Raw genomic sequence first — 24,136 nt, 5'->3', positions numbered from 1 at the left:
GTCAGTGGTCGGGTGCACGATGGGGAGATGTCCGGCACCGCACTCGACTCGTTCTCGCCCGCGACCCGCAGCTGGTTCGCCGGGGCCTTCTCCGCGCCCACCGCCGCGCAGGAGGGTGCCTGGCGCGCCATCGCCGAGGGCTCGGACGTGCTGGTGGTGGCCCCGACCGGTTCCGGCAAGACCCTGGCCGCCTTCCTCGCCGCCCTGGACCGGCTGGCCTCGGTGCCGCCGCCCGCCGAGGCGCGCAAGCGCTGCCGGGTGCTGTACGTGTCGCCGCTCAAGGCCCTGGCGGTGGACGTGGAGCGCAATCTGCGCAGCCCGCTCACCGGCATCCGGCAGGAGTCCGTGCGCCTCGGACAGCCCGAGCCGGAGATCCGGGTCGGCATCCGTTCCGGCGACACCCCGGCCGCCGAGCGCCGCTCGATGTCCACGAAGCCGCCGGACATCCTGATCACCACCCCGGAGTCCCTCTTCCTGATGCTCACCTCGTCGGCGCGCGACGCCCTGGCCGGTGTCGAGACGGTGATCCTGGACGAGGTCCACGCCGTCGCGGGGACCAAGCGCGGCGCCCATCTCGCGGTCTCCCTGGAGCGGCTCGACGAGCTGCTGCCGCGCCCCGCCCGCCGTATCGGCCTGTCGGCCACGGTGCGCCCGGTGGACGAGGTCGCGCGCTATCTCTCCCCCCAGCGGCGCGTCGAGATCGTGCAGCCTCCCTCCGGGAAGGAGTTCGACCTCTCGGTGGTCGTCCCCGTCGAGGACCTGGGCGAGCTGGGCGGCTCCCCGGCGTCCGACAGCGGGAGCGGCGGCGGCACGGGCGACGGCGACAAGCCGTCGATCTGGCCGCATGTCGAGGAGCGCATCGCCGATCTCGTCCAGGCGCACCGTTCGACGATCGTCTTCGCCAACTCCCGCCGCCTCGCGGAGCGCCTGTGCAACAGGCTCAACGAGATCGCGTACGAACGCGCCACGGGCGAGGCCATGCCCGAGGCCCACTCCCCCGCCGAGATCATGGCCGAGTCGGGCGCCGCCAAGGGCGCCCCTCCCCTCCTGGCCCGCGCCCACCACGGCTCCGTCTCCAAGGAGCAGCGAGCCCGGGTCGAGGAGGACCTGAAGGCGGGCCGTCTGCCCGCCGTCGTGGCCACCTCCAGCCTGGAGCTGGGCATCGACATGGGCGCGGTGGATCTGGTCATCCAGGTCGAGTCGCCCCCGTCGGTGGCCTCCGGCCTCCAGCGGGTGGGCCGGGCCGGCCACCAGGTCGGCGCGGTCTCCACGGGCGTCGTCTTCCCCAAGTACCGGGGCGATCTGGTGCAGGCCGCCGTCGTCACCGAGCGGATGCGCACCGGCTCCATCGAGGCCCTGCGGATCCCGGCCAATCCGCTGGACGTGCTCGCGCAGCAGCTGGTCGCGACCGTCGCGCTCGACACCTGGCAGGCCGACGACCTGCTCGCGCTCGCTCGCCGCGCGGCGCCGTTCGCCTCCCTCCCCGAGTCCGCGTTCACGGCCGTCCTCGACATGCTCGCGGGCCGTTATCCGTCCGACGCGTTCGCGGAGCTGCGCCCCCGTGTGGTGTGGGACCGCGTGACGGGTACGGTCACGGGCCGCCCCGGTGCGCAGCGCCTCGCCGTCACCTCGGGGGGCACGATCCCCGACCGCGGTCTCTTCGGGGTGTTCCTCGCCGGTGCCTCCGGTGCCGGTTCCGGCGACGGCAAGGGCCGCAAGGGCGGCGGCCGGGTGGGCGAGCTGGACGAGGAGATGGTGTACGAGTCGCGGGTCGGCGACGTCTTCACCCTCGGCACGACCTCGTGGCGTATCGAGGACATCACCCGCGACCAGGTGCTGGTCTCCCCCGCCCCCGGGGTGCCGGGCCGGCTGCCTTTCTGGAAGGGCGACCAGCTGGGCCGCCCGCTCGAACTGGGCCGCGCGGTGGGGGCGTTCCTGCGCGAGGTGGGCGCCCTCTCCACAGAGGACGGCCGGCTGCGCCTGCTGGCCGCCGGCCTCGACGCCTGGGCGGCGAACAACGTCCTGGCGTATCTGGACGAGCAGCGCCGCGCCTGCGGTCATGTCCCCGACGACCGCACGATCCTCGTGGAGCGGTTCCGGGACGATCTGGGCGACTGGCGGGTCGTCATCCACTCCCCGTTCGGTGCCCAGGTGCACGCGCCGTGGGCGCTGGCCCTCGGCGCCCGGCTCTCCGAGCGGTACGGGATGGACGCCCAGGTCATGCACGCCGACGACGGCATCGTGCTGCGGCTGCCGGACGCCGATCTGATGAGCCTGGACCTCCTCGACCAGGACCCGGTGTCGCTCGACGCGACGTACGACGACCAGCAGGCACCGGTCGGCGCCGGTGATGTCGCGTTCGAGGGGAGCGAGATCGGGCAGATCGTCACCGATCAGGTGGGCGGCTCCGCGCTGTTCGCCGCCCGCTTCCGTGAGTGCGCGGCGCGCGCCCTGCTGCTGCCGCGCCGTAGTCCTGGCAAGCGCACCCCGCTCTGGCAGCAGCGCCAACGCGCCTCCCAACTGCTCCAGGTGGCGAGCGAGTTCGGCTCGTTCCCCATCGTCCTGGAGGCCGTCCGGGAATGTCTCCAGGACGTCTTCGACGTGCCCGGTCTCACCGAGTTGATGGGCGACATCGAATCCCGCCGGGTCCGGCTGGTCGAGGTCACGACCACCGAGCCGTCCCCGTTCGCCCGCTCGCTGCTCTTCGGCTATGTCGCGCAGTTCCTGTACGAGGGTGACTCCCCGCTCGCGGAGCGGCGCGCCGCCGCCCTCTCCCTCGACTCGCGGCTGCTGGCGGAGCTCCTCGGTCAGGCGGAGCTGCGCGAGCTGCTCGACGCCGATGTCCTGGAGGAGCTGGAGCGCGAGCTCCAGTGGCTCACCGACGACCGCCGTATCAAGGACATCGAGGGCGTCGCCGACCTGCTGCGGGTCCTCGGCCCGCTCACCGACGCCGAGTTGGCGGAGCGCGGCTCCCAGGCGCGGTGGCCGGCCGACCTCGCCGCGTCCCGCCGCGCCATCCGGGTCCGGATCGGCGGCGCGGAGTACTGGGCGGCGATCGAGGACGCCGGCCGGCTGCGTGACGCGCTCGGCACCGCCCTGCCGGTCGGCGTCCCCGAGGCGTTCACCGAGCCCGTCAAGGACCCCCTCGGCGATCTGCTGGCCCGTTACGCCCGTACGCACGGGCCGTTCACCTCCTCCGCTGCCGCCGCCCGCTTCGGGCTCGGTCCCGCCGTCACCGAAGGCGCGCTGCAACGCCTCGCCGCGAGCGGCCGGGTCGTCCAGGGAGAGTTCCATCCGTCCGGGATCGGCCAGGAGTGGTGCGACGCCACGGTCCTGCGCCGGCTGCGCCGCCGGTCGCTCGCCGCCCTGCGCCACGAGCTGGAGCCGGTGCCGCCCGCCGCGCTCGCCACGTTCCTGCCGCAGTGGCAGCATCTGGGCGGCCACGGTCTGCGCGGTATCGACGGACTGGCCCGCGCGATCGAGCAGTTGCAGGGCGCGCCCATCCCGGCGTCCGCGCTGGAGAAGCTGGTGCTGCCCTCGCGCGTGACGGGATACGCCCCGACGCTCCTGGACGAGCTGACCACCACCGGGGAGGTCCTCTGGGCCGGCGCCGGGGCTCTCCCCGGCAAGGACGGCTGGATCTCCCTCTATCCGGCCGACTCGGCGCCGCTGTTGCTCCCGCCGCCGCACCCTCTTGAGCTGACGGCACTGCACGAATCGGTCCTCTCCACCCTCTCCGGCGGTTACGGCCTGTTCTTCCGTCAGATCGCCGACCAGGTACGGGCCACCACTCACCCCGATGTCACCGATCCCCAACTGGCCGACAGTGTCTGGGACCTGGCCTGGTCGGGACGGCTGACCAACGACACCCTGGCGCCGCTGCGCTCCCTCCTCGGCTCGGGACGTACGGCGGGCTCGACGGCCCACCGTGCCAAACGGGCTGTCCCACGCGGCCGTTACGGCACCCTCACCGCCGCCGCCCGGCCCGCCTCCCGTACGGGGCCGCCGACCGTGAGCGGACGCTGGTCGCTGCTCCCGGCCGCCGATCCGGACACCACACGCCGCGCCCACGCCCTGGCCCGCACCCTTCTCGACCGGCACGGCGTGGTGACCCGCGGCGCCGTCGCCTCCGAAGGAGTCGAGGGCGGCTTCTCGGCGGTGTACCGGGTGCTGTCCGCCTTCGAGGACAGCGGGCAGGCACGCCGCGGCTATGTCGTCGAAGGTCTCGGCGCCGCCCAGTTCGCCATGGACGGCGCGGTGGACCGTCTCCGCGCAGCCTCCACGGCCCGTGACCGCGCCGCCTCCGACCCCTCGCCGCGCGCCGTGGTCCTGGCCGCCGCCGACCCGGCCAACGCGTACGGAGCGGCGCTGCCCTGGCCGGATCCGCCGGCGGGCGCCGGCCACAAGCCGGGCCGCAAGGCGGGCTCCCTGGTCGTCCTCGTCGACGGCGCGCTGACGCTGTACATGGAACGGGGCGGCAAGACCCTCCTCGCCTGGCCGGGCGAGGACGCCCCCCGGTCCGACCCGGAGCATCCGGACGCGGCCGACGACACGGCGCTGCGTTCGGCGGCCGAGGCCCTGGCCGCCGCCGCCCGCGCCGGCGCGCTCGGTACGGTCACGGTCGAGCGCGCCAACGGCGAACAGGCACTCACCTCACCCGTGGGCCGTGTCCTGGAGTCGGCGGGCTTCCACGCCACCCCGAGGGGCCTGCGTCTGCGGGCCTGAGACGGGCCTGCGCCTGCGGGCCTGAGAGGGGCGTGGGACCGGCCCTGGGACAAGACCGGGCAGCCGCACCCGCGCCGTGGCCCGGCAGCCGCCCTCGCGCCGTACATCCACGCACGCCACACCCCGTACGCCACCGGTCACGGCGGCCGTCTCGCGCATGATGGAGGCATGCCCGAAGGTGACACCGTCCTTCAGACCGCCCGGCGCCTGAACACCGCCCTCGCCGGGCGGCTGCTGACCCGTTCCGACCTCCGCGTCCCCCGGTTCGCGACCGCCGACCTCACCGGACGCACGGTTCTCGACGTCACCCCGCGCGGCAAGCACATCCTGATGCGCGTCGAGGGTGACCTCACCGTCCACTCCCATCTGCGGATGGACGGAGCCTGGCGGGTGTACGGCCCCGACGAGCGCTGGCGCGGCGGCCCCGGCCACCAGATCAGGGCCATCCTCGGCAACGCCGAACGCACCGCCGTCGGCTACCGGCTCCCCGTGCTCGAACTCCTCCGCACCGCGGACGAGGAGAGCGTGGTCGGCCATCTGGGCCCGGACATCCTCGGGCCGGACTGGGATGCGGAGACCGCCCTGCGCAATCTGCTCGCCGAGCCGGCCCGCACCGTCGGGGAGGCGCTGCTGGACCAGCGCAATCTCGCGGGCATCGGCAATGTCTTCCGGTGCGAGACCTGCTTCCTCGCCCGCACCACCCCCTGGCTGCCCATCGGGGACCTGCCGGCCCCCGAGCGGCTGGTGACGGCCGCGAAGAAGCTCCTTGAGGCCAACCGGGAACGATCGCGCCGTCATCTGTACGTTTACGGCCGCGGCGGCCTCCCCTGCCGCCGCTGCGGCACCCCCATCAGCAAGACGACCGACGACGAGCGCCCCGTCTACTGGTGCCCCCGCTGCCAGTTGGGCCCCGTCCCCTGAGAACCGTCCGGGTCGTCCCAGCCGTCCGGGACCGCCCCCTCGGCCGCCACGACGGCGCCCTTCCGGGACCGCACCGACGTACGGGCCGCCACCACATGCACCGGCAACAGGCTCAGCCCCCAGCCGCCCGCGGCCACCGCCCCTTCGATGACCCCGGCGTGCTCGGGCGTCAGCGCGAGCCGCAGCACGGCCCACCACCAGAGCCCACCCAGAGCGAGAACCGGCAGAAGGTTCCGTCGCCGTGCCATGGCCGCCTCCTCAGACCGACGCTAGACCGGCCCGCGTATCCGGCGAAAGGGCGCATCGGAGGCGTGCACGGCGCATGGGCGCCCCTCGCCGGAGCACACCACGCGACGCACCCGCACCCGGCTCACGCGCCTACGCGCTCTCCGCCTGGAACATCCACGCATGCTTCTCGAGATCGGCCGTCAGCCCGATCAGGATGTCCTGCGTGATCGGGTCGGGCTGATCGGTCACGCTGATCCGCTCGCGCATGCGGACGATCACCGCACTGAGGGCGTCCACCAGCGTCCGTACGGCGTCGGTGTCCTTGATCCAGCCGCTGGGAACGGTGCCGATCGCGCTCTGCGCCGCCACCGTCGCCGCGCGGCCGTCCGGGGTCACACCGATCGCGGCGGCCCGTTCCGCCACCGTGTCCGAGTGCGTCCGGGCCGTGCTGACGACCTCGTCGAGCTGGAGATGTACGGACCGGAAACGCGGCCCCACGATGTTCCAGTGCACCTGCTTGGCCACCAGTGAGAGATCGAGCAGATCGACGAGCGCGCCCTGTAGCGCCTCGCCGACCAGCTTCAGGTCCGCCTCGGGCAGTGAGCTTTTGACGACAGACATGGGGCGTCCTCCAGTTCCGTTCACACGTACGCCCACCATGGCACAAGACCCCAAAAGGCTCATTTCGGGAAAAATTGTCGACATTCACCCACCAGATGAGCCGCACCCCCGGCCGGCCGGGAACGGGCAAAGCAGAAGCCCCGGCCGGTCACTGGGACCGTCCGGGGCTCAGGCCTCGGTCACGCCGTACGGATCAAGCGGCGACGACATTCACCGCTTCCGCAGGCGCCTTGATGGTCACACGCTCCGTCGGCACACCAGCCACCGACGTCACGGAGACGGAATTGAGCATCGGGCGTACCGCCGCGGGCACCGGCTCGCTGGCCGCTGCGGACGCGGCCAGTTCGGCCAGCGACAGTTCGTCGCTCACTTCGCGCATGAGCTCGGACATCCGTACGTCAAGCGCGTCGCAGATAGCGGAGAGCAGCTCGGAAGAAGCCTCCTTCTGCCCCCGCTCCACCTCGGAGAGATAGCCGAGCGAGACTCGGGCGGACGAGGAGACTTCGCGCAGAGTACGGCCCTGGCGCTGGCGCTGCCGACGCAGTACGTCACCAAGCAGGCGACGGAGCAGAATCATCGGTGGCTCCCTCCTCGGACCGCGTAGCCGCATCCTTCTCGCCCCACCGTACCGCCTCGCGCTGCGGCCGTGCGGGGAGCGATGTCGTGTTCACTCAGGGCTGCAAACATCAAGTCCCCCCGTTCCGTTCCGTATCCTGTGTCCGCCCGTTCCCGGTCAGTTCGCCGGAGAGCAGTTCCAGCACGCTCCGTACACTCTCTCTACGGATTTCCGCCCGGTCACCGTTCAACCGCAGTGCGGCCACTTTCTCGGCACCCTGCGGACCGCTCACAGCCACGTAGACAGTGCCCACGGGCTGTCCGTCCTGCGGCTCGGGACCCGCGACTCCCGTGGTCGCGATGCCCCAGTCGGCGCCCAGCGCACCCCGTACGCCGACGGCCATCTGCCGTGCGACCTCGGGATCCACCGCGCCCCGCTCGGCCAGAAGTGTTCCCTCCACACCGAGGACATCGCGCTTGACGTCCGTGGCGTACGCCGTGACTCCCCCGCGAAGCGCCCGGGAGGCGCCGGGGACGGACGTCAGCTCCGCGGCCACCAGACCGCCGGTCAGCGACTCCGCCACCGCCAGGGTCGTCCCCTGGCGTACGAGCAGATCGAGCACCTGGGCGGCAACCTCTTCAAGAGGAAGAACGCCGTGGGCCGCCGCATCCTTCCCGGCGCCCCCCAGGGCATCGGCCCCCGCCCCGGTCCGCGTCCCGAACGTCCCCTCCGTCCCCGACGTCACGAAGCGCGCTCCGCCCCGTCACGTTCGGCCGCCAGCCCCGCCCTCCGTAGGAGGATGGCCTGGCGTACGTAGTCGAGGCCGGTCAGTACGGTCAGTACGACCGCGAGGGCCATCACCCAGAACCGCAGCGTCGCCAGCGGCCCGGTCAGCGCCAGCACGTACATGCCGACCGCCGTGCCCTGCGCGAGCGTCTTCATCTTGCCGCCGCGGCTGGCCGGAATGACCCCGTGCCGGATCACCCAGAATCGCATCAGCGTGATCCCCAGCTCCCGGAAGAGGATCACTCCGGTCACCCACCACGGCAGGTCCCCGAGCACGGAGAGACTGATCAGGCCGGCCGCCATGATCGCCTTGTCGGCGATCGGGTCGGCGATCTTCCCGAAGTCGGTGACCAGGTTGTACGTACGGGCCAGATGTCCGTCGAAGATGTCGGTGATCATGGCTACGGCGAACGCGGCCCATGCCCAGGCACGCCAGGCCGGGTCGTACCCGCCGTCCTGGAGGAGCAGCGCCACGAAGGCCGGTACGAGCACCAGTCGCATCATCGTGAGGATGTTGGCGATGTTCCACACGCTGGCCTGATTGACGGCCGCAGCCCCGAGCTTGCCACCGGGCGCCGGCCTACTTCCCTGGCCGCCCCCGGCCGATGCCGGGACTCCGGTCATCTGGCTGCCTCCTCGCCGGGGCTCCGGGGCTCGTCCCCGGTGAAGCCGCAGTACTCGGCCACCAGGTCCACGCCCTCGGTGCCGACCACCTTCGCCTCGACCATACGGCCGGGGTGCAGACCTTCGCGCGACGTGAAGATCACCTGGCCGTCGGTCTCGGGCGCCTGGTGGGCCGCCCTGCCGACGGCGCCGTCCTCGGGGTCGTCCGCGGACCCCAGGGACTCCACGAGGACCGTCAGGGTCTCTCCCAGGCGCTCCTCGGCCCGCTGCGACGTCAGCTCGTCGGCCAGCCGCGACAGCCGCGCCAGCCGCTCGGCCACGACGTCCTCGTCCAGCTTGTGCTCGAACGTCGCCGCCTCGGTGCCGTCCTCGTCCGAGTAACCGAACACACCGATGGCGTCGAGCCGCGCGCCGGTGAGGAACCGTTCCAGCTCGGCGAAGTCGGCCTCGGTCTCGCCCGGGAAGCCCACGATGAAGTTGGAGCGCACCCCGGCCTGGGGTGCCTTGCCCCGGATCGTCTCCAGCAGCTCCAGGAAGCGGTCGGTGTCCCCGAAGCGACGCATCGCGCGTAGCACGGCGGGCGCGGAGTGCTGGAAGGACAGGTCGAAGTACGGGGCGACGCCCGGCGTCGACGTCAGGACGTCGATGAGTCCGGGGCGCATCTCGGCGGGCTGGAGGTAGCTGACCCGGACGCGCTCGATCCCGTCGACCGCCGCGAGTTCGGGCAGCAGCGTCTCCAGGAGGCGGATGTCGCCGAGGTCTTTTCCGTAGGAGGTGTTGTTCTCGGAGACGAGCATGACCTCCTTCACGCCCTGCTCGGCCAGCCAGCGCGTCTCGCCCAGGACGTCGGAGGGGCGGCGCGAGATGAAGGAGCCGCGGAAGGAGGGGATGGCGCAGAAGGTGCAGCGCCGGTCGCAGCCGGAGGCCAGCTTCACAGAGGCGACGGGGCTGTTGTCGAGGCGCCTGCGCAGCGGTGCGCGCGGACCGGAGGCCGGCGCGAGTCCCTGCGGCAGGTCGGCGGGGGCGGGGATGACGGCCGTCTCCGGCAGGAGCCCAGTGCCCCCCGCCTCCGTAGGAGGTGTCGCCGTGGCGCCGTGTCCGGGCAGTGCCACACCGATGGCGCCCTGCCGGTCGGCCGGGCTCAGCGGGAGCAGCTTGCGCCGGTCTCGGGGCGTGTGCGAGGCGTGGATACCGCCGTTGAGGATGGTCTGGAGGCGGTCCGAGATGTCGGCGTAGTCGTCGAATCCGAGCACGCCGTCCGCTTCGGGGAGCGATTCCGCGAGTTCCTTGCCGTAGCGCTCGGCCATGCAGCCGACGGCGACGACGGCCTGGGTTCTGCCGTGATCCTTCAGATCGTTGGCTTCCAGCAGGGCGTCGACGGAGTCCTTCTTGGCGGCTTCGACGAAGCCGCAGGTGTTGACGACGGCGACGTCCGCGTCGGCGGCTTCCTCGACGAGCTCCCAGCCGTCCGCTGCCAAGCGGCCTGCAAGCTCCTCCGAGTCCACCTCGTTACGGGCGCAGCCAAGCGTGACAAGGGCGACGGTACGGCGTTCGGGCATGGGCTCAAGACTACTTTGTCCTGGCCGCCCTCCTGCCGTGCAGGGTTGCCAGGACCGTCCGGAAGGCGCTGCCCGCTCTCCCCCGCGGACCCCGCGCCCCGCTGCAGGACCTGCGCCCGATGCCCGCCGACGCCGTCAGATGCTCCGGCGCCGACCGCGGCATCAGCCGGCCTCGGGGTCACCCTTCGTGTACGACGGGCGCTCCACCTGGCCGGGCTTGAAGTCCTCGTCGACCTGCTTGCCGTTGACGAAGATGTCGATCACGCCGGCGTTGCCGAGGATGAAGTCGATCTGCTCGTCGTCCTGGAAGGTCTTGGACTCGCCCTTGAGGAGCAGTCCGTCGAAGATCAGTTCGCCGTTGGGGGACTTCGCGGAGATCCAGCTCTTGTCCTCGACGGCGGAGAGCTTGACGGTCACCTTGTCGGCCGGGGCCGCGGCGATGGCGCTGTCCGACGGGTCGGGCTTCGGGTCGGCGGGCTTCGTGGTGCTCGGCTCGGAGGTGCTCTTCTCCGGCGCGGGGCCCTCGGCGACCTGCTTGCCCTGGCCCTCGTCGTCGGTGCCGTTGAACATGGTGAAGCCGACGAAGCCGATCACCGCGACGATCGCGGCGACCATGGCGGCCGTCCAGTTGGGACGGCGCCGCTCCGGGCGGATCCGCTCGGCCTCGAACAGCGGGGCCGCGGGCGTCGGCGCGGGGCGCCCGCCGTGCTCGGAGTCGTACTGCCCGACAAGAGGCTCGGGATCGATCCCGACCGAGCGCGCGAGCGTACGGATGTGACCGCGCGCGTAGACGTCGCCGCCGCAGCGCGAGAAGTCGTCCTGTTCGATCGCTTGCACGATGGGAACACGCACCCGGGTGGAGGCGCTGACCTCTTCGACGGTCAGTCCTGCGGCGGTGCGTGCTTGCTGAAGGACATGACCGACCGAAGGCTTGTCCTCTTCGGTCGCGGGCCGCTCGTCCTCAGCGGGGTCGACGGCGGAAGGCTGGTCGTCTTCGGGGGAGTTGCCGATGGACACGGGAGTGCCTTTCGAGCGTGTAGCCACCTGCTGGATGTTCAGTCTATGGGTGGTACGAAAGGGTGGGGCAACCGGGCGGACGCACTTTGTACGCCATCTGAATGGCCGGGCGGCGTGTCGACGGGACATCGGGATGTCTGTCTCTCCACGTTGACGTCCGACCGGCCGAAAGGGTTGCTTCGGATATCTCTCGGATCGCCTCAGTTACCGTCAATTCCCGTCAGCTCCTTCGGGAGCGGGCTCGCCACGGATCACCGCGAGCACTCCGTCCAGCTCGTCTGCCTTCACCAGCACATCACGCGCCTTGGAACCCTCGCTCGGACCGACGATGTTCCGCGATTCCATCAGGTCCATGAGTCTGCCCGCTTTGGCGAAACCCACGCGCAACTTCCGCTGAAGCATCGATGTCGAACCGAACTGTGTGGAGACGACCAACTCGGCGGCCTGGCACAGCAGATCGAGATCGTCGCCGATGTCCTCGTCGATCTCCTTCTTCTTGGCCGTGCCGACGACGACGTCTTCCCTGAAGACCGGCGCCATCTGGTCCTTGCAGTGCTGGACGACGGCGGCGACCTCGTCCTCCGTAACGAAGGCGCCCTGCATACGGGTCGGCTTGCTGGCCCCCATGGGGAGGAAGAGCCCGTCGCCCTTGCCGATCAGCTTCTCGGCGCCGGGCTGGTCGAGGATGACCCGGCTGTCGGCGAGCGAGGAGGTCGCGAAGGCGAGCCGGGAGGGCACGTTCGCCTTGATCAGACCGGTGACGACGTCCACCGAGGGGCGCTGGGTGGCGAGCACCAGATGGATGCCGGCGGCGCGGGCCAACTGGGTGATACGGACGATCGCGTCCTCGACGTCGCGCGGCGCGACCATCATCAGGTCGGCCAGCTCGTCCACGATCACGAGCAGGTACGGATACGGCGTCAGCTCGCGCTCGCTGCCCTCGGGGGCCTTGACCTTGCCGGTGCGTACGGCCTGGTTGAAGTCGTCGATGTGGCGGTAGCCGTACGCCGCGAGGTCGTCGTAGCGCAGGTCCATCTCCCGCACGACCCACTGGAGCGCCTCGGCGGCCCGCTTGGGGTTGGTGATGATGGGCGTGATCAGGTGCGGGATGCCCTCGTACGCCGTCAGCTCGACCCGCTTGGGGTCGACGAGGACCATCCGTACGTCCTCGGGGGTCGCCCGGACCATCACCGAGGTGATCAGACAGTTGATGCAGGAGGACTTGCCGGATCCGGTGGCACCGGCGACCAGCAGGTGCGGCATCTTGGCGAGGTTGGCCATCTCGTAGCCGCCCTCGACGTTCTTGCCGAGCGCGACGAGCATCGGATGGTCGTCCTCGGCGGCGTCGGCGAGCCGCAGGACGTCACCGAGGACGACCATCTCCCGGTCGGAGTTCGGGATCTCGATGCCGACGGCGGACTTGCCGGGGATGGGGCTGATGATCCGGACGTCGGGGCTGGCCACGGCGTAGGCGATGTTCTTGGTGAGCGCGGTGATGCGCTCGACCTTCACGGCGGGGCCGAGCTGGACCTCGTAACGGGTGACGGTCGGCCCGCGCGTGAAGCCGGTGACCGTCGCGTCGACCTTGAACTCCATGAAGACGTTGGTCAGCGAGTCGACGACCGCGTCGTTGGCGGCGCTGCGGGTCTTGCCGGGGCCGCCCCGCTCCAGCAGGTCCAGGGACGGCAGGGAGTAGGTGATGTCGCCGGCGAGCTGAAGCTGCTCGGCGCGCGGCGGCAGTGGCCGGTCCTGCGCGGGCGCGGGCTTGGTCAGGTCGGCGACGGCGCCGGGCAGGGACTGCGCGGCGGACGCACGTGGCTCCGGCTCGCGCGCCGTGGGTACGGAGTGCTCCCCCGACCCCGCGCCGCTTCCGGACCGGCCGCCGGCCGCGCCGCGCGTGGACGCCCCCGGCCGTGCCTTCGCGGCGTCCCGCGTGCGGTCGGCCGAGACGCCCTGCGTGAGGTCGGCGACGATCGGCGAGGGCGGCATCCCGTTGAGTACGGCTCCGTCCAGCGCGGCAGCGGCGGCGGCTGCCACGTCGACGGCGTCGAGGGGCCGGTCGCGGCCGGGCTGCGCCGACTGACCGCGCGGGCGCCGGCGGCGGGCCAGCGCCTGGACCTCGGCCTGGTCGGGGTCGTAGTCGTCGTCGGGCGCCGCGGCACGGCGGGCCGTCGAGCGCCGTCCCCGCGCGGGCAGGGCCTCACGCCACTGCTCGTCGTAGCGCTCGTCGTCCCCGTCGTACTCCTCCCGCTCCTCGTCGTCGCGGTCGGTCGGGGCGGGATCGAGGATCCCGAGCCGGACGGCGAGCTGTCGCAGCCGCTGCGGAATGGCGTTGACGGGCGTCGCCGTGACGACGAGCAGCCCGAAGACGGTGAGCAGGACCAGCATCGGTACGGCCAGCACCTCGCCCATGGCGAAGATCAGCGGCATGGAGGCGGCCCAGCCGATGAGCCCGCCGGCGTCCTGCATCGCCTCCGTACCGGCGTCCCGGCCCGGGGAGCCGCAGGCGATGTGCACCAGCCCCAGGACACCGACCACGAGCGCGGAGAGACCGATGACGATGCGTCCGTTGGCCTCGGGCCGCTGCGGGTAGAGGATCAGCCGGACGGCGACGGCGCCGAGCAGTATCGGGACGAGCAGGTCGAGCCGGCCGAAGGCGCCGGTGATCAGCATCTCGACGAGATCGCCGACCGGACCGCGCAGGTTGGACCACGTACCGGCGGCGACGATCAGACCGAGCCCGAGCAGCAGGAGCGCGATGCCGTCCTTGCGGTGCGCCGGGTCGAGTCCCTTCGCGCCCCGGCCTATGCCGCGGAACATCGCGCCGACCGCGTGCGCGAGACCCAGCCAGAGGGCGCGTACGAGGCGGTAGACGCCGTTCGTCGGGGACGGCGCGGGCCTGGGCGCCGGTTTGGCCGCGGACTTCTTCGCGGGAGCCTTCTTGGCGGGCACCTTTTTCGTGGGTGCTGTCTTCTTCGCCGCGGCCTTGGCGGCGGGGGCCGCCTTCTTCGCGGCACCGCTCGGACGGCCGGCACGCGGTTTCGCGGTGCCCGCCGTGCCCTGGGAACCCTTGCCGGACGTACGTGAGGCCATGGGGGTGAGGTTACCGGTGTGAACGGCGACGGACACGTGTGCCCACCGCTTCACCCGTTCGTGTCGCCCGTCGGGGACCGGAAACTGACGCGCTCTCAGCTCTGCGGGCCGGACCTCGGGCCGGACCTCGAAGGAGGGCTCAGGGCAGGGCTCGGAGCAGATCTCGGGGCAGGGGCTCGGGGCAGACCGAAACGGGCCGCCCACGGGCCCGTTGAGCCCGCGACGCGCCCGGTCAGTTCGGTGAGGGAAGCGGTGAGCCGCCTCCGCTGCCCGGCTCCAGGGCGTCCAGCGCCCGGCGGAGTCCGGTCAGTTTGCGCTCCAGATGCGCGGCCGTGGCGACGGCCGCCGCGTCGGCGGACTCGTCGTCCAGCTGTTTGGAGAGCGCCTCGGCCTGCTCCTCAACTGCCGCCAGCCGGGCGGACAGTTCGGCCAGGAGACCGGCAGGTTCCTTGACCTCGCCCGCTCCCGCCAGTTGCAGCCTGAGCAGTTCGGCCTGCTCTTTCAACTGGCAGTTCTTCATGTACAGCTCGACGAAGACCGAGACCTTCGCGCGCAGCACCCACGGGTCGAACGGCTTGGAGATGTAGTCCACCGCACCGGCGGCATAGCCCCGGAAGGTGTGGTGCGGACCGTGGTTGATGGCCGTGAGGAAGATGATCGGGATGTCCCGCGTCCGCTCACGCCTCTTGATGTGCGCGGCGGTCTCGAAGCCGTCCATCCCAGGCATCTGGACGTCCAGCAGAATGACCGCGAAGTCGTCCGTCAGCAGCGCCTTGAGCGCTTCCTCCCCTGACGATGCCCGCACCAGCGTCTGATCGAGCGCGGAGAGAATGGCCTCCAGCGCCAGCAGATTCTCCGGCCGGTCATCGACCAGGAGGATCTTGGCCTTCTGCACCATGGCCCGCCCTCCTCGCCCCGGCTGTGCACCGGGCGCCGCCCCAGGGGACGACTCCCTTACGCCGTCCGTCCTTGTGCCGGTCATGGTAGCCGCACCCCGCCTGTCGCCACACCCTGTCACCGCGATGTCACTGTGCACGTAGCAAAAACGTCACAGGAGCTCGGAAAGTTCCCCGATTACCTGCGGCCCACACGTGATCGGCCACAAGAACTCACCTTCTCCCACAGGTTCGCACAGCCGCCGGGCGCTTCCGAAGCCGCTCCCGGCGTCGCGTACGTGTCACTTTTGATGCATCCACTGCTCCATCACCGACAGAAGATGATCGGGATCGACCGGCTTTGTCACATAGTCAGATGCGCCGGAGTCGATCGCCTTCTCCCGGTCGCCCTTCATCGCCTTCGCGGTGAGCGCGATGATCGGCAGCCCGGCGAACTGCGGCATCCTGCGGATCGCCGTCGTCGTCGCGTATCCGTCCATCTCCGGCATCATGATGTCCATCAGCACCAGCGTCACATCGTCGTGCTGCTCCAACACCTCGATGCCCTCACGGCCGTTCTCGGCGTACAGCACCGACAGACCGTGCTGTTCCAGGACGCTGGTCAGCGCGAAGACGTTGCGGATGTCGTCGTCGACGATCAGCACCTTCTCACCACCGAACGAGAACGTACGCCGCTCCTCCGGAGCGTCCTGCGTGTCGGCCGGCCAGGGCTCCTCCATCCCCGAACCGCCCGACGGCCTCGAGCCGTTGGCGGTGCCCGCGGAACCGTTCCCGCCGCCCGGCAGGCCGCCTGACGTACCACCGGGACCCCCAGGACGCGCCGCCGACGAGTTCAACTGCTCCGGACCGCCCAGGGCCTTGCGACGGCGCCGGAACAGCGCGGCGGGCCCCGTACGGGCCTCCGACGGCGCCGCGGGCCGGTCCAGCCGCGCCTGCTCCGCCGACAGGGCCGAGGAGTCGCCGCCGGCGCGCTGCGGGTCGATGCCCGGAGTCAGCTGCGGGTAGCCCTGCGGGGGCAGTTCACTGGCGTGCAGCGGCAGGTACAACGTGAACGTCGAACCGCGGCCCGGCTCGCTCGCCGCGTGGATCTCGCCGCCCAGCAGCCGGGCGATCTCCCGGCTGATGGACAGGCCCAGACCCGTACCTCCGTACTTACGGCTCGTCGTACCGTCCGCCTGCTTGAACGCCTCGAAGATCACCCGCATCTTGCTCGCCGCGATCCCGATACCGGTGTCGGTGACCGAGAAGGCGATCAGATCGGCGTCCGCGTCCCGCAGCGAACCCGCCTCCAAAAGCTGTTCCCTGATCGCGTTGGGCACATCCGCCCCGGCGGGCCGGATCACCAGCTCGACGGCGCCCGTGTCGGTGAACTTCACCGCGTTGGACAGCAGGTTGCGCAGCACCTGGAGCAGCCGCTGCTCGTCGGTGTGCAGCGTCGCCGGCAGCTCCGGGGAGACCCGTACGGAGAAGTCGAGCCCCTTCTCCGCCGTCAGCGGCCGGAACGTCGCCTCGACGTAGTCGACGAGCTGTACGAGCGCGATGCGCGTCGGACTGACGTCCATCTTGCCCGCCTCGACCTTCGACAGGTCGAGGATGTCGTTGATGAGCTGGAGCAGGTCGGAGCCCGCCCCGTGGATCGTCTCGGCGAACTCCACCTGCTTCGGTGAGAGATTCATCTCCGCGTTGTCCGCGAGCAGCTTCGCCAGGATGAGCAGCGAGTTCAGCGGCGTACGCAGCTCGTGCGACATGTTCGCCAGGAACTCGGACTTGTAGCGCATCGACACCGCGAGCTGCTCGGCGCGCTCCTCCAGGACCTGCCGCGCCTCCTCGATCTCGGTGTTCTTCACCTCGATGTCGCGGTTCTGACGGGCCAGCAGCTCCGCCTTCTCCTCCAGCTCCGCGTTGGAGGACTGCAGGGCCTTCTGCCGGTTCTCCAGCTCCGCCGAGCGCTCCCGCAGCTGCTCGGTCAGCTCCTGCGACTGCTTGAGCAGCACCTCGGTCTTGGTGTTGACGCTGATCGTGTTGACGCTCGTCGCGATCATCTCCGCGATCTGGTTCAGGAAGTCCCGCTGGATCTGGGTGAAGGGCTGGAACGAGGCCAGCTCGATCACCCCGAGGACCTTGCCCTCGAACAGCACCGGCAGCACGATCACGTACGCCGGTGACGCCTCGCCGAGCCCCGAGGAGATCTTGAGATAGCCCGGCGGAACGTTGACCTGGATCGTGCGCTTCTCCTCGGCGGCCGTACCGATCAGGGTCTCGCCCGGCCGGAAGGAGGTCGGCATCGAACCGGCCGAGTAGCCGTAACTGCCGCGCATGCACAGCTCGTACGAGCCGTCGCGCCCGCCGCCCGTCCCCAGCTCGGAGACGGTGCCGGTCGGCATCGCGAGGAAGAACGCGCCGTGCTGCGCCGCCACCACCGGTGTCAGCTCGCTCATGATCAGGGAGGCGACGTCGTCCAGGTCGCGGCGGCCCTGCATCAGACCCGAGATACGGGCCAGGTTGCCCTTGAGCCAGTCCTGCTCCTCGTTGGCGAGGGTGGTGTCGCGCAGGTTGGCGATCATGGTGTTGATGTTGTCCTGGAGGACCTGGATCTCGCCCGCCGCGTCGACGTCGATCTTCAGATTCAGATCGCCGCGGGTCACCGCGGTGGCGACGGCGGCGATCGCCCGCACCTGACGGGTCAGGTTGCCGGCCATCTCGTTCACCGACTCGGTGAGGTCGCGCCAGGTGCCGTCGACGTCCCTGACCCGGGCCTGGCCGCCCAACTGCCCGTCCGTGCCCACCTCGCGGGCCACCCTGGTGACCTGTTCGGCGAACGACGACAGCTGGTCGACCATCGTGTTGATGGTGTTCTTCAGCTCCTGGATCTCACCGCGGGCGTCGATGTCGATCTTCTTGGTGAGATCGCCCTTGGCGATGGCGGTGGTGACCGTCGCGATCTGGCGCACCTGACCGGTCAGGTTGGACGCCATCGAGTTCACGGACTCGGTGAGGTCCTTCCAGGTCCCCGAGACGCCCGGGACGCGCGCCTGGCCGCCCAGCTCGCCCTCGGTGCCCACCTCACGGGCGACCCGGGTCACCTCGTCGGCGAACGACGACAACGTCGTCACCATGATGTTGACCGTGTCGGCGAGTTCGGCGACCTCGCCCCGCGCCTCGACGGTGACCTTCTTGGTCAGGTCACCGTTGGCGACGGCGGAGGAGACCCGCGAGATGTTCCGCACCTGACTGGTCAGGTTGTTGGCCATCGTGTTGACGTTGTCGCTGAGGTCCTTCCAGATGCCCGTGACGCCGCGCACCCGCGCCTGGCCGCCGAGGATGCCCTCGGTGCCCACCTCGCGGGCCACCCGGGTCACCTCGTCCGCGAAGTTCGAGAGCTGATCGACCATCGTGTTGACGGTCGTGACGAGGTCGAGGATCTCGCCCTTGGCGTCGACCGTGATCTTCTTCGACAGGTCGCCCTTGGCGACGGCCGTCGTGACCTGGGCGATCTGCCGCACCTGGTCCGTCAGATTGCCGGCCATGAAGTTGACCGACTGGGTGAGGTCTTTCCAAGTGCCCGAGACACCCTGCACCTCGGCCTGACCGCCGAGCATGCCCTCCGTACCGACCTCGCGGGCGACCCGGGTGACCTGCTCGGCGAAGTTCGACAGCTGGTCCACCATCGTGTTGAGGGTGTTCTTCAGCTCCAGGATCTCGCCGCGCGCGTCCACGTCGATCTTCTGCGACAGGTCACCGCGCGCCACCGCCGTGGCGACCTGCGCGATGTTGCGGACCTGGGAGGTCAGGTTCCCGGCCATGCCGTTCACGGAGTCCGTCAGATCGCGCCAGACACCGGCGACGCCCGGCACCTGCGCCTGACCGCCGAGCCTGCCGTCCGTGCCCACCTCACGGGCCACGCGCGTGACCTGCTCGGCGAAGGCGGAGAGCTGGTCGACCATCGTGTTGATGGTGTTCTTCAGTTCCAGGATCTCGCCACGGGCGTCGACGTCGATCTTCTGCGACAGGTCGCCACGCGCCACGGCCGTGGTCACCTGGGCGATCTGGCGCACCTGATCGGTCAGGTTGCCGGCCATGAAGTTGACGGAGTCGGTCAGTTCCTTCCAGGTACCGGAGACGCCGTCCACCCGCGCCTGGCCGCCCAGCCTGCCCTCCGTACCCACGTCACGCGCCATCCGCGTCACCTGGTCGGCGAACGACGACAGCTGCGCCACCATCGTGTTGACCGTGTTCTTCAGTTCGAGCATCTCGCCCGCGACGTTGACGGTCACCTTCTGGGAAAGATCGCCGTTCGCCACCGCCGTCGTCACCTGCGCGATGTCCCGCACCTGGCCGGTGAGATTACGGAACGCGGTGTTGACGGAGTCGGTGAGGTCCTTCCACGTACCCGCCGCGCCCGGAACCTCGGCCTGGCCGCCCAGTTGACCCTCGACGCCGACCTCGCGGGCGACCCGCGTCACCTCGGAGCCGAACGAATTGAGCTGCCGCACCATCGTGTTGACGGTGTTCTTCAGTTCGAGCATCTCGCCGGCCACGTCGACGGTGACCTTCTGAGAGAGGTCACCGTTCGCGACGGCCGTCGTCACCTGGGCGATGTCCCGCACCTGGGTGGTCAGATTGCGGAAGACGGTGTTGACCGAGTCCGTCAGGTCCTTCCAGGTGCCCGCCGCGCCCGGCACCTGCGCCTGGCCGCCCAGCACACCCGAGCCGCCGACCTCGCTCGCCACCCGGGTCACCTCGTCGGCGAACGTACGCAGCGTCTCGGTCATCTGGTTGATCGTCTCGGCGAGCTGCGCGACCTCGCCGCGCGCGCTCACGGTGACCTTCTGGGAAAGATCGCCGTTCGCGACGGCGGTGGTGACCTCGGCGATGCCACGCACCTGACTCGTCAGGTTGCCGGCCATCGTGTTCACCGAATCGGTGAGGTCCTTCCACACGCCGGCCACGCCGGGCACGGTGGCCTGGCCCCCCAGCTCGCCCTCGGTGCCCACCTCGCGGGCCACCCGGGTCACCTCGGACGAGAACGACGACAGCTGGTCCACCATCGTGTTCACGGTGTTCTTCAACTGAAGCATCTCGCCGGCCACGTGCACGGTGACCTTGCGCGACAGATCACCCTTGGCGACGGCCGTCGTAACGAGAGCAATGTCACGTACCTGAGCGGTGAGCCGGTACGCCATCGTGTTGACGGAGTCCGTCAGGTCCTTCCACGAACCCGACATACCTCGCACTTTGGCCTGTCCACCGAGCTTGCCCTCGGTACCGACCTCCAGCGCCACCCGCGTCACCTCGTCGGTGAACGCGGACAGCTGGTCGACCAGGTTGTTCACGGTCCTGGCGACCTTCAGGAACTCGCCGCGCAGCGGGCGCTCCGTCCCCGCCGAACCCTCGGTGAAGTGCGAACGCAGCTCCATCCGCTGCTCCAGGTCGCCCTCGGCGACCGCCGACAGCACCCGCCCGACCTCGGACACGGGGCGCGCCAGGTCGTCCACCAGCGCGTTCGACGCGTCGATGGCAGTGGCCCAGGACCCCTCACAGGCGCCCGTCTCCAGCCGCTCGGTGAGCTTGCCCTCGCGCCCGACCATGCGCCGTACGCGGGCCAGCTCGCCCGTGAGGTGCAGATTCCGGTCCGCCACCTCGTTGAACACGGCGGAGATCTCCGCCATCACATCGTCACCGGAGACGGTGAGGCGTTTACGGAAGTTGCCGTCCCGCATCGCCACCAGGGCCGTCAGCAGTCTGTTCAGAGCCGCCGCATCGACCTCGATGGCCCCGTTGTTCCGGGACCGTCCGCCTTTCGCGCGCGTGCTGTTGCCACGCGCCGCCACGCCAGACTCCACCGTGTCCCTCCCGCGGGGGTTGACCGTACTGACTGCTCAGACCTGTTACTCGGACTGTCTCTGGAATCCTGCCCAGTGTTTCACCACGGCTGAACCTGGCGATAACAGTTCGGCAGCTTCGCATAGCGTCCCCACCCCCGGTAGGCGGAAACAGTGGCGACCGGCATCCACCCACCCAGCGAAGGTAAGTAACCTGGCATCCGGCTGTCCAACCGTCCCGGTCTGCCCGGCGGGGGCGGTGTGGCGAACGTACTACCACCGGGCACCTGGAGGGCGGGGCCGAATCATGGCGGAGCCGGGCGTCGAGACGCGTACGAGGAGTTCTGTGATCACCGCGCGGGCGGCTGCCAGCTTCGACCCTGTCGGGCGGTCCGTCGCGACCGCCCGCGCCTTTGTCCGTGACACGCTCCAGGGCTGGGGATACGCCGACGTCGTCGACGACGCCGTGGTCCTCACCAGCGAACTCGTCACCAACGCCGTCATCCACGCCGGCACGTCGGCTGACGTGCTCTGCCTCCGTACGGAGGACGGCGTCCGCGTCGAGGTCTCCGACCGCTATCCCGAACGTGAGATCCCCATGCAGGGCACGGGGCTGTCCCTGGGCAGCCCCGACCGGGAGAACGGCCGGGGACTGCTCCTCTGCGCCGCCCTGGCCTCCCGCTGGGGCGTCGACTACACCCCGACGCACAAACAGGTCTGGTTCCAGCTCGACCTCCCCGACCGCCCCGTCGGCGCGCGGTCCGCCGGCCCCGTCATCCCGAACGCGCTCCTCCCCGTCACCGACGAACGGGTCAGGGTCGCCGTCGTCCAGATCGACAGAACCGGCACCGTCTCGACCTGGAACGAGGACGCGGAGCGCCTCTTCGGCTACCCGGCGGACCAGGTCGTCGGCAAACCCCTCACCGACTTCGCCGCCTGGCCGCACACACCGGGCATCGGCACCGGCATCGCCGAGGCGCTGCTGCTGTCACGCTGGGAGGGCAGTTACGGAATCCGGGGCAGCGACGGCAGAGTCATCCCCGTGTACGCGTCCCACCTCCGGGTGCGCGACACGGAAGGCGAGCCGTCCACCGTCTGCCTCCTCGTACGCGACGACGAACGCGCCGTCATCCAGACCCCGCAACGCGCCCCCGTCACCGAGACCGGCGCCGAGAGCCGCACCGTGGACCCCTTCGAGGTCTTCATCGGCTCACCGGCCCCAGAGGATCTCGACGGTCTGCTCCAGCGCACCGTGGAGCGCGCCCGCGACATGCTTGAAGGCGACTCGGCCTTCCTCCTGCTCGCCACCGACGACGAGACGGAACTGGAGGTCCGGGCCACCACCGGCCTTCCCTCGGCCCGTCAGCGCTTCGCCCGCGTCCCGGTGGAGGCCGGCACGGGGCGGTACGGCTCCGCCAGGATGCCCGCCGTCCACGAGGACCTGGTGATCGTCCCCGGAGCCGTCCCGCTGCTCAACGGCACCGGCATGCGCTCCGTCGTCACCGTCCCGCTCAAGGTCGAGGGCCGCCTCACCGGCTCCCTCGGCGTCGCCGCCGAATCCGCGGGCCGCTACTCGAACGAGGAAGCGTTGCGACTCCAGTTCGCGGCCGACCGCATCGCCCTGGCCGTCGAGTCCGCCAGGCTCGGCGAGCTGGAACGCCTCCGCCGTGGTTCGCTCTCGTTCCTCGTCGAAGCCTCCGACCTGCTGGCCGGCACCCTCGACCGGGACCAGACTCTCGCGCTGATGGCCCAGATGACGGTGCCGACCCTCGCCACCTGGTGCGCCGTCTACACCATCGCCGACCAGACGTCGGATCCGTACCTCTCGTACGTCCTGCACGAGGACGAGGAGCGCATCGACGGTCTCAAGGCCCTGCTCTCCAAGATCGATCCGCCCGAGCCGGTGCCGACCCCGGGCGCCCGCGTCTGGACCGGCCCGGCCGACGCCGCGCACCAGGCGGCGCTCCGTACGTCCATGAGAGAGCTGGGAGGGGCCTCCACGCCCGTCTCCTCCGGAATCGGTACGACATTGGCGACGGCCGCCGCGGTGGGCGGAGAGACCGTCGTGCTGCCACTCGTCGCCCGTAACCGCGTGATCGGGATGCTCACCCTCGGCAAGCCGTCCGACGACCACTTCCGCCAGGAGATCCTGGAGCTGGCCGAGGACCTGTCCCGCCGGGCGGCGCTCGCGCTCGACAACGCGCGCCTCTACTCGGAGCGCATGGCCATCAGCCAGTCCCTCCAACGCAGCCTGCTGCCGCCGGAGTTGCCCCAGGTGCCCAACGTCGAGGTGGAGGTCATCTACCGCGCGGCGGGCGAAGGCAACGAGGTGGGCGGCGACTTCTACGACCTCTTCCCGATCCGCGACGGCGCGTACGGCTTCGCCATCGGCGACGTCTGCGGCACGGGCCCGGAAGCCGCGGCGGTGACGGGACTCGCCCGGCACGCGCTCCGGCTCCTCGCCCGAGAGGGCTTCAGCGGCCCGGCCGTACTGGAGCGCCTGAACGCGGCGATCCTCGACGAGGGCGCGCGCAGCCGCTTCCTGACGCTGCTCTACGGGGAGTTGTGGCCCCAGGAGGACGGCAGCGCGGTCCTCAAGGTCGTCTGCGCCGGCCACCCGTTGCCGCTGCGCCTGCGCCAGGACGGCACGGTAGAGGCTGCGGCGGACCCGCAGCCGCTGCTCGGCGTCATGGACGACCTGGAGCTGTACGAGCAGATGGTCACCCTCGACCCGGGCGATGTCCTTCTCTGTGTCACCGACGGCGTCACCGAGCGCCGCGAGGGGACCCGAATGCTCGGGGACGACGGCCTCGTCGACGTCCTGACGGGCTGTACGGGCCTGACGGCCGGCGCGGTCGCGTCACGCGTGCTGCGAGCGGTGGAGAGGTTCGCGGCCGAGCCGGCGTCGGACGACATGGCCATCCTGGCGATGCGGGTGCCGGAACCGCAGTAGACCGAGACCGCGATGGAGTAGACCTGACTGAACGAGAACGAAGAAGGGCCCCGCCAACAGGCGGGGCCCTTCTTCGTGTTGGAGCCCCAATACGGAATCGAACCGTAGACCTTCTCCTTACCATGGAGACGCTCTACCGACTGAGCTATTGGGGCGGGGCAACGAGAGAGATCATACCCGAAGCCGGGCCGTACCGGAAACCACGACATGAACGCAGAAATGCCTCAACCCCCGGACTGTGTCCGGGGGTTGAGGCCAAAGATTGTTCGGCGGCGTCCTACTCTCCCACAGGGTCCCCCCTGCAGTACCATCGGCGCTGAAAGGCTTAGCTTCCG

At 70.5% G+C, this 24,136-nt stretch carries 13 protein-coding genes and 1 tRNA gene; 3 read left to right on the top strand and 11 right to left on the bottom strand.

The window, feature by feature from the left end; translation table 11 throughout:
- The first annotated feature begins 27 nt into the window (after positions 1 to 27).
- A complete protein-coding gene (locus ACFYNU_RS18705; protein WP_356591983.1) occupies positions 28 to 4,725 on the top strand; it encodes an ATP-dependent helicase in 4,698 nt (1,565 codons plus the stop codon).
- Between the two features lie 168 nt (positions 4,726 to 4,893).
- Positions 4,894 to 5,646 carry a DNA-formamidopyrimidine glycosylase family protein gene (locus ACFYNU_RS18700; protein WP_356591986.1) on the top strand — a complete coding sequence of 251 codons (753 nt, stop codon included), beginning with the start codon at positions 4,894 to 4,896 and terminating at the stop codon, positions 5,644 to 5,646.
- Here the strand turns inward: ACFYNU_RS18700 and ACFYNU_RS18695 are convergent.
- From ACFYNU_RS18695 to ACFYNU_RS18650, 10 genes are all read right to left on the bottom strand, one after another.
- A complete protein-coding gene (locus tag ACFYNU_RS18695) occupies positions 5,607 to 5,894 on the bottom strand; it encodes a hypothetical protein (RefSeq protein ID WP_356591988.1) in 288 nt (95 codons plus the stop codon). The genes ACFYNU_RS18700 and ACFYNU_RS18695 overlap by 40 nt on opposite strands.
- A gap of 130 nt (positions 5,895 to 6,024) precedes the next feature.
- Positions 6,025 to 6,495, bottom strand: coding sequence for a DNA starvation/stationary phase protection protein (locus tag ACFYNU_RS18690; protein ID WP_356591990.1), 471 nt, complete (start codon positions 6,493 to 6,495; stop codon positions 6,025 to 6,027).
- A 193-nt stretch (positions 6,496 to 6,688) separates the two neighbouring features.
- Complete coding sequence (locus ACFYNU_RS18685; RefSeq protein ID WP_356591992.1) at positions 6,689 to 7,072, bottom strand: helix-turn-helix transcriptional regulator; 384 nt, start codon at positions 7,070 to 7,072, stop codon at positions 6,689 to 6,691.
- A gap of 109 nt (positions 7,073 to 7,181) precedes the next feature.
- Complete coding sequence (locus tag ACFYNU_RS18680) at positions 7,182 to 7,739, bottom strand: CinA family protein (protein WP_356592022.1); 558 nt, start codon at positions 7,737 to 7,739, stop codon at positions 7,182 to 7,184.
- Positions 7,740 to 7,792: 53 nt separating this feature from the next.
- Positions 7,793 to 8,461 (bottom strand): CDP-diacylglycerol--glycerol-3-phosphate 3-phosphatidyltransferase, encoded by a 669-nt coding sequence (pgsA, locus tag ACFYNU_RS18675; RefSeq protein WP_356591994.1) that lies wholly within the window; start codon positions 8,459 to 8,461, stop codon positions 7,793 to 7,795.
- On the bottom strand, positions 8,458 to 10,020 hold the full coding sequence (gene rimO, locus ACFYNU_RS18670) for a 30S ribosomal protein S12 methylthiotransferase RimO (RefSeq protein ID WP_356591996.1): 1,563 nt from the start codon (positions 10,018 to 10,020) through the stop codon (positions 8,458 to 8,460). The genes pgsA and rimO overlap by 4 nt, the downstream gene beginning before the upstream one ends.
- A gap of 162 nt (positions 10,021 to 10,182) precedes the next feature.
- Positions 10,183 to 11,037, bottom strand: a complete 855-nt coding sequence (locus tag ACFYNU_RS18665) for a helix-turn-helix domain-containing protein (RefSeq protein ID WP_388766813.1) — start codon at positions 11,035 to 11,037, stop codon at positions 10,183 to 10,185.
- Between the two features lie 210 nt (positions 11,038 to 11,247).
- Positions 11,248 to 14,130 (bottom strand): DNA translocase FtsK, encoded by a 2,883-nt coding sequence (locus tag ACFYNU_RS18660; protein WP_356592000.1) that lies wholly within the window; start codon positions 14,128 to 14,130, stop codon positions 11,248 to 11,250.
- Positions 14,131 to 14,362: 232 nt separating this feature from the next.
- Positions 14,363 to 15,028, bottom strand: a complete 666-nt coding sequence (locus ACFYNU_RS18655) for a response regulator (protein ID WP_356592002.1) — start codon at positions 15,026 to 15,028, stop codon at positions 14,363 to 14,365.
- A 279-nt stretch (positions 15,029 to 15,307) separates the two neighbouring features.
- Complete coding sequence (locus ACFYNU_RS18650; RefSeq protein ID WP_356592004.1) at positions 15,308 to 20,869, bottom strand: HAMP domain-containing protein; 5,562 nt, start codon at positions 20,867 to 20,869, stop codon at positions 15,308 to 15,310.
- Between the two features lie 286 nt (positions 20,870 to 21,155).
- Between ACFYNU_RS18650 and ACFYNU_RS18645 the strand changes: the two genes are divergently transcribed.
- The gene (locus ACFYNU_RS18645; protein ID WP_356592006.1) at positions 21,156 to 23,801 is read left to right on the top strand and encodes a SpoIIE family protein phosphatase; all 2,646 of its coding nucleotides are present in this window, start codon (positions 21,156 to 21,158) and stop codon (positions 23,799 to 23,801) included.
- A 79-nt stretch (positions 23,802 to 23,880) separates the two neighbouring features.
- Here the strand turns inward: ACFYNU_RS18645 and ACFYNU_RS18640 are convergent.
- A tRNA-Thr gene (locus tag ACFYNU_RS18640) sits at positions 23,881 to 23,956 on the bottom strand.
- Positions 23,957 to 24,136: the final 180 nt, after the last annotated feature.

The organism is Streptomyces sp. NPDC006643 (assembly GCF_042870175.1).
Taxonomy (GTDB): Bacteria; Actinomycetota; Actinomycetes; order Streptomycetales; family Streptomycetaceae; genus Streptomyces.
The sequence above is the reverse complement of the archived record's forward strand: the minus strand, read 5'-3'. Positions and strand labels throughout refer to the sequence as shown.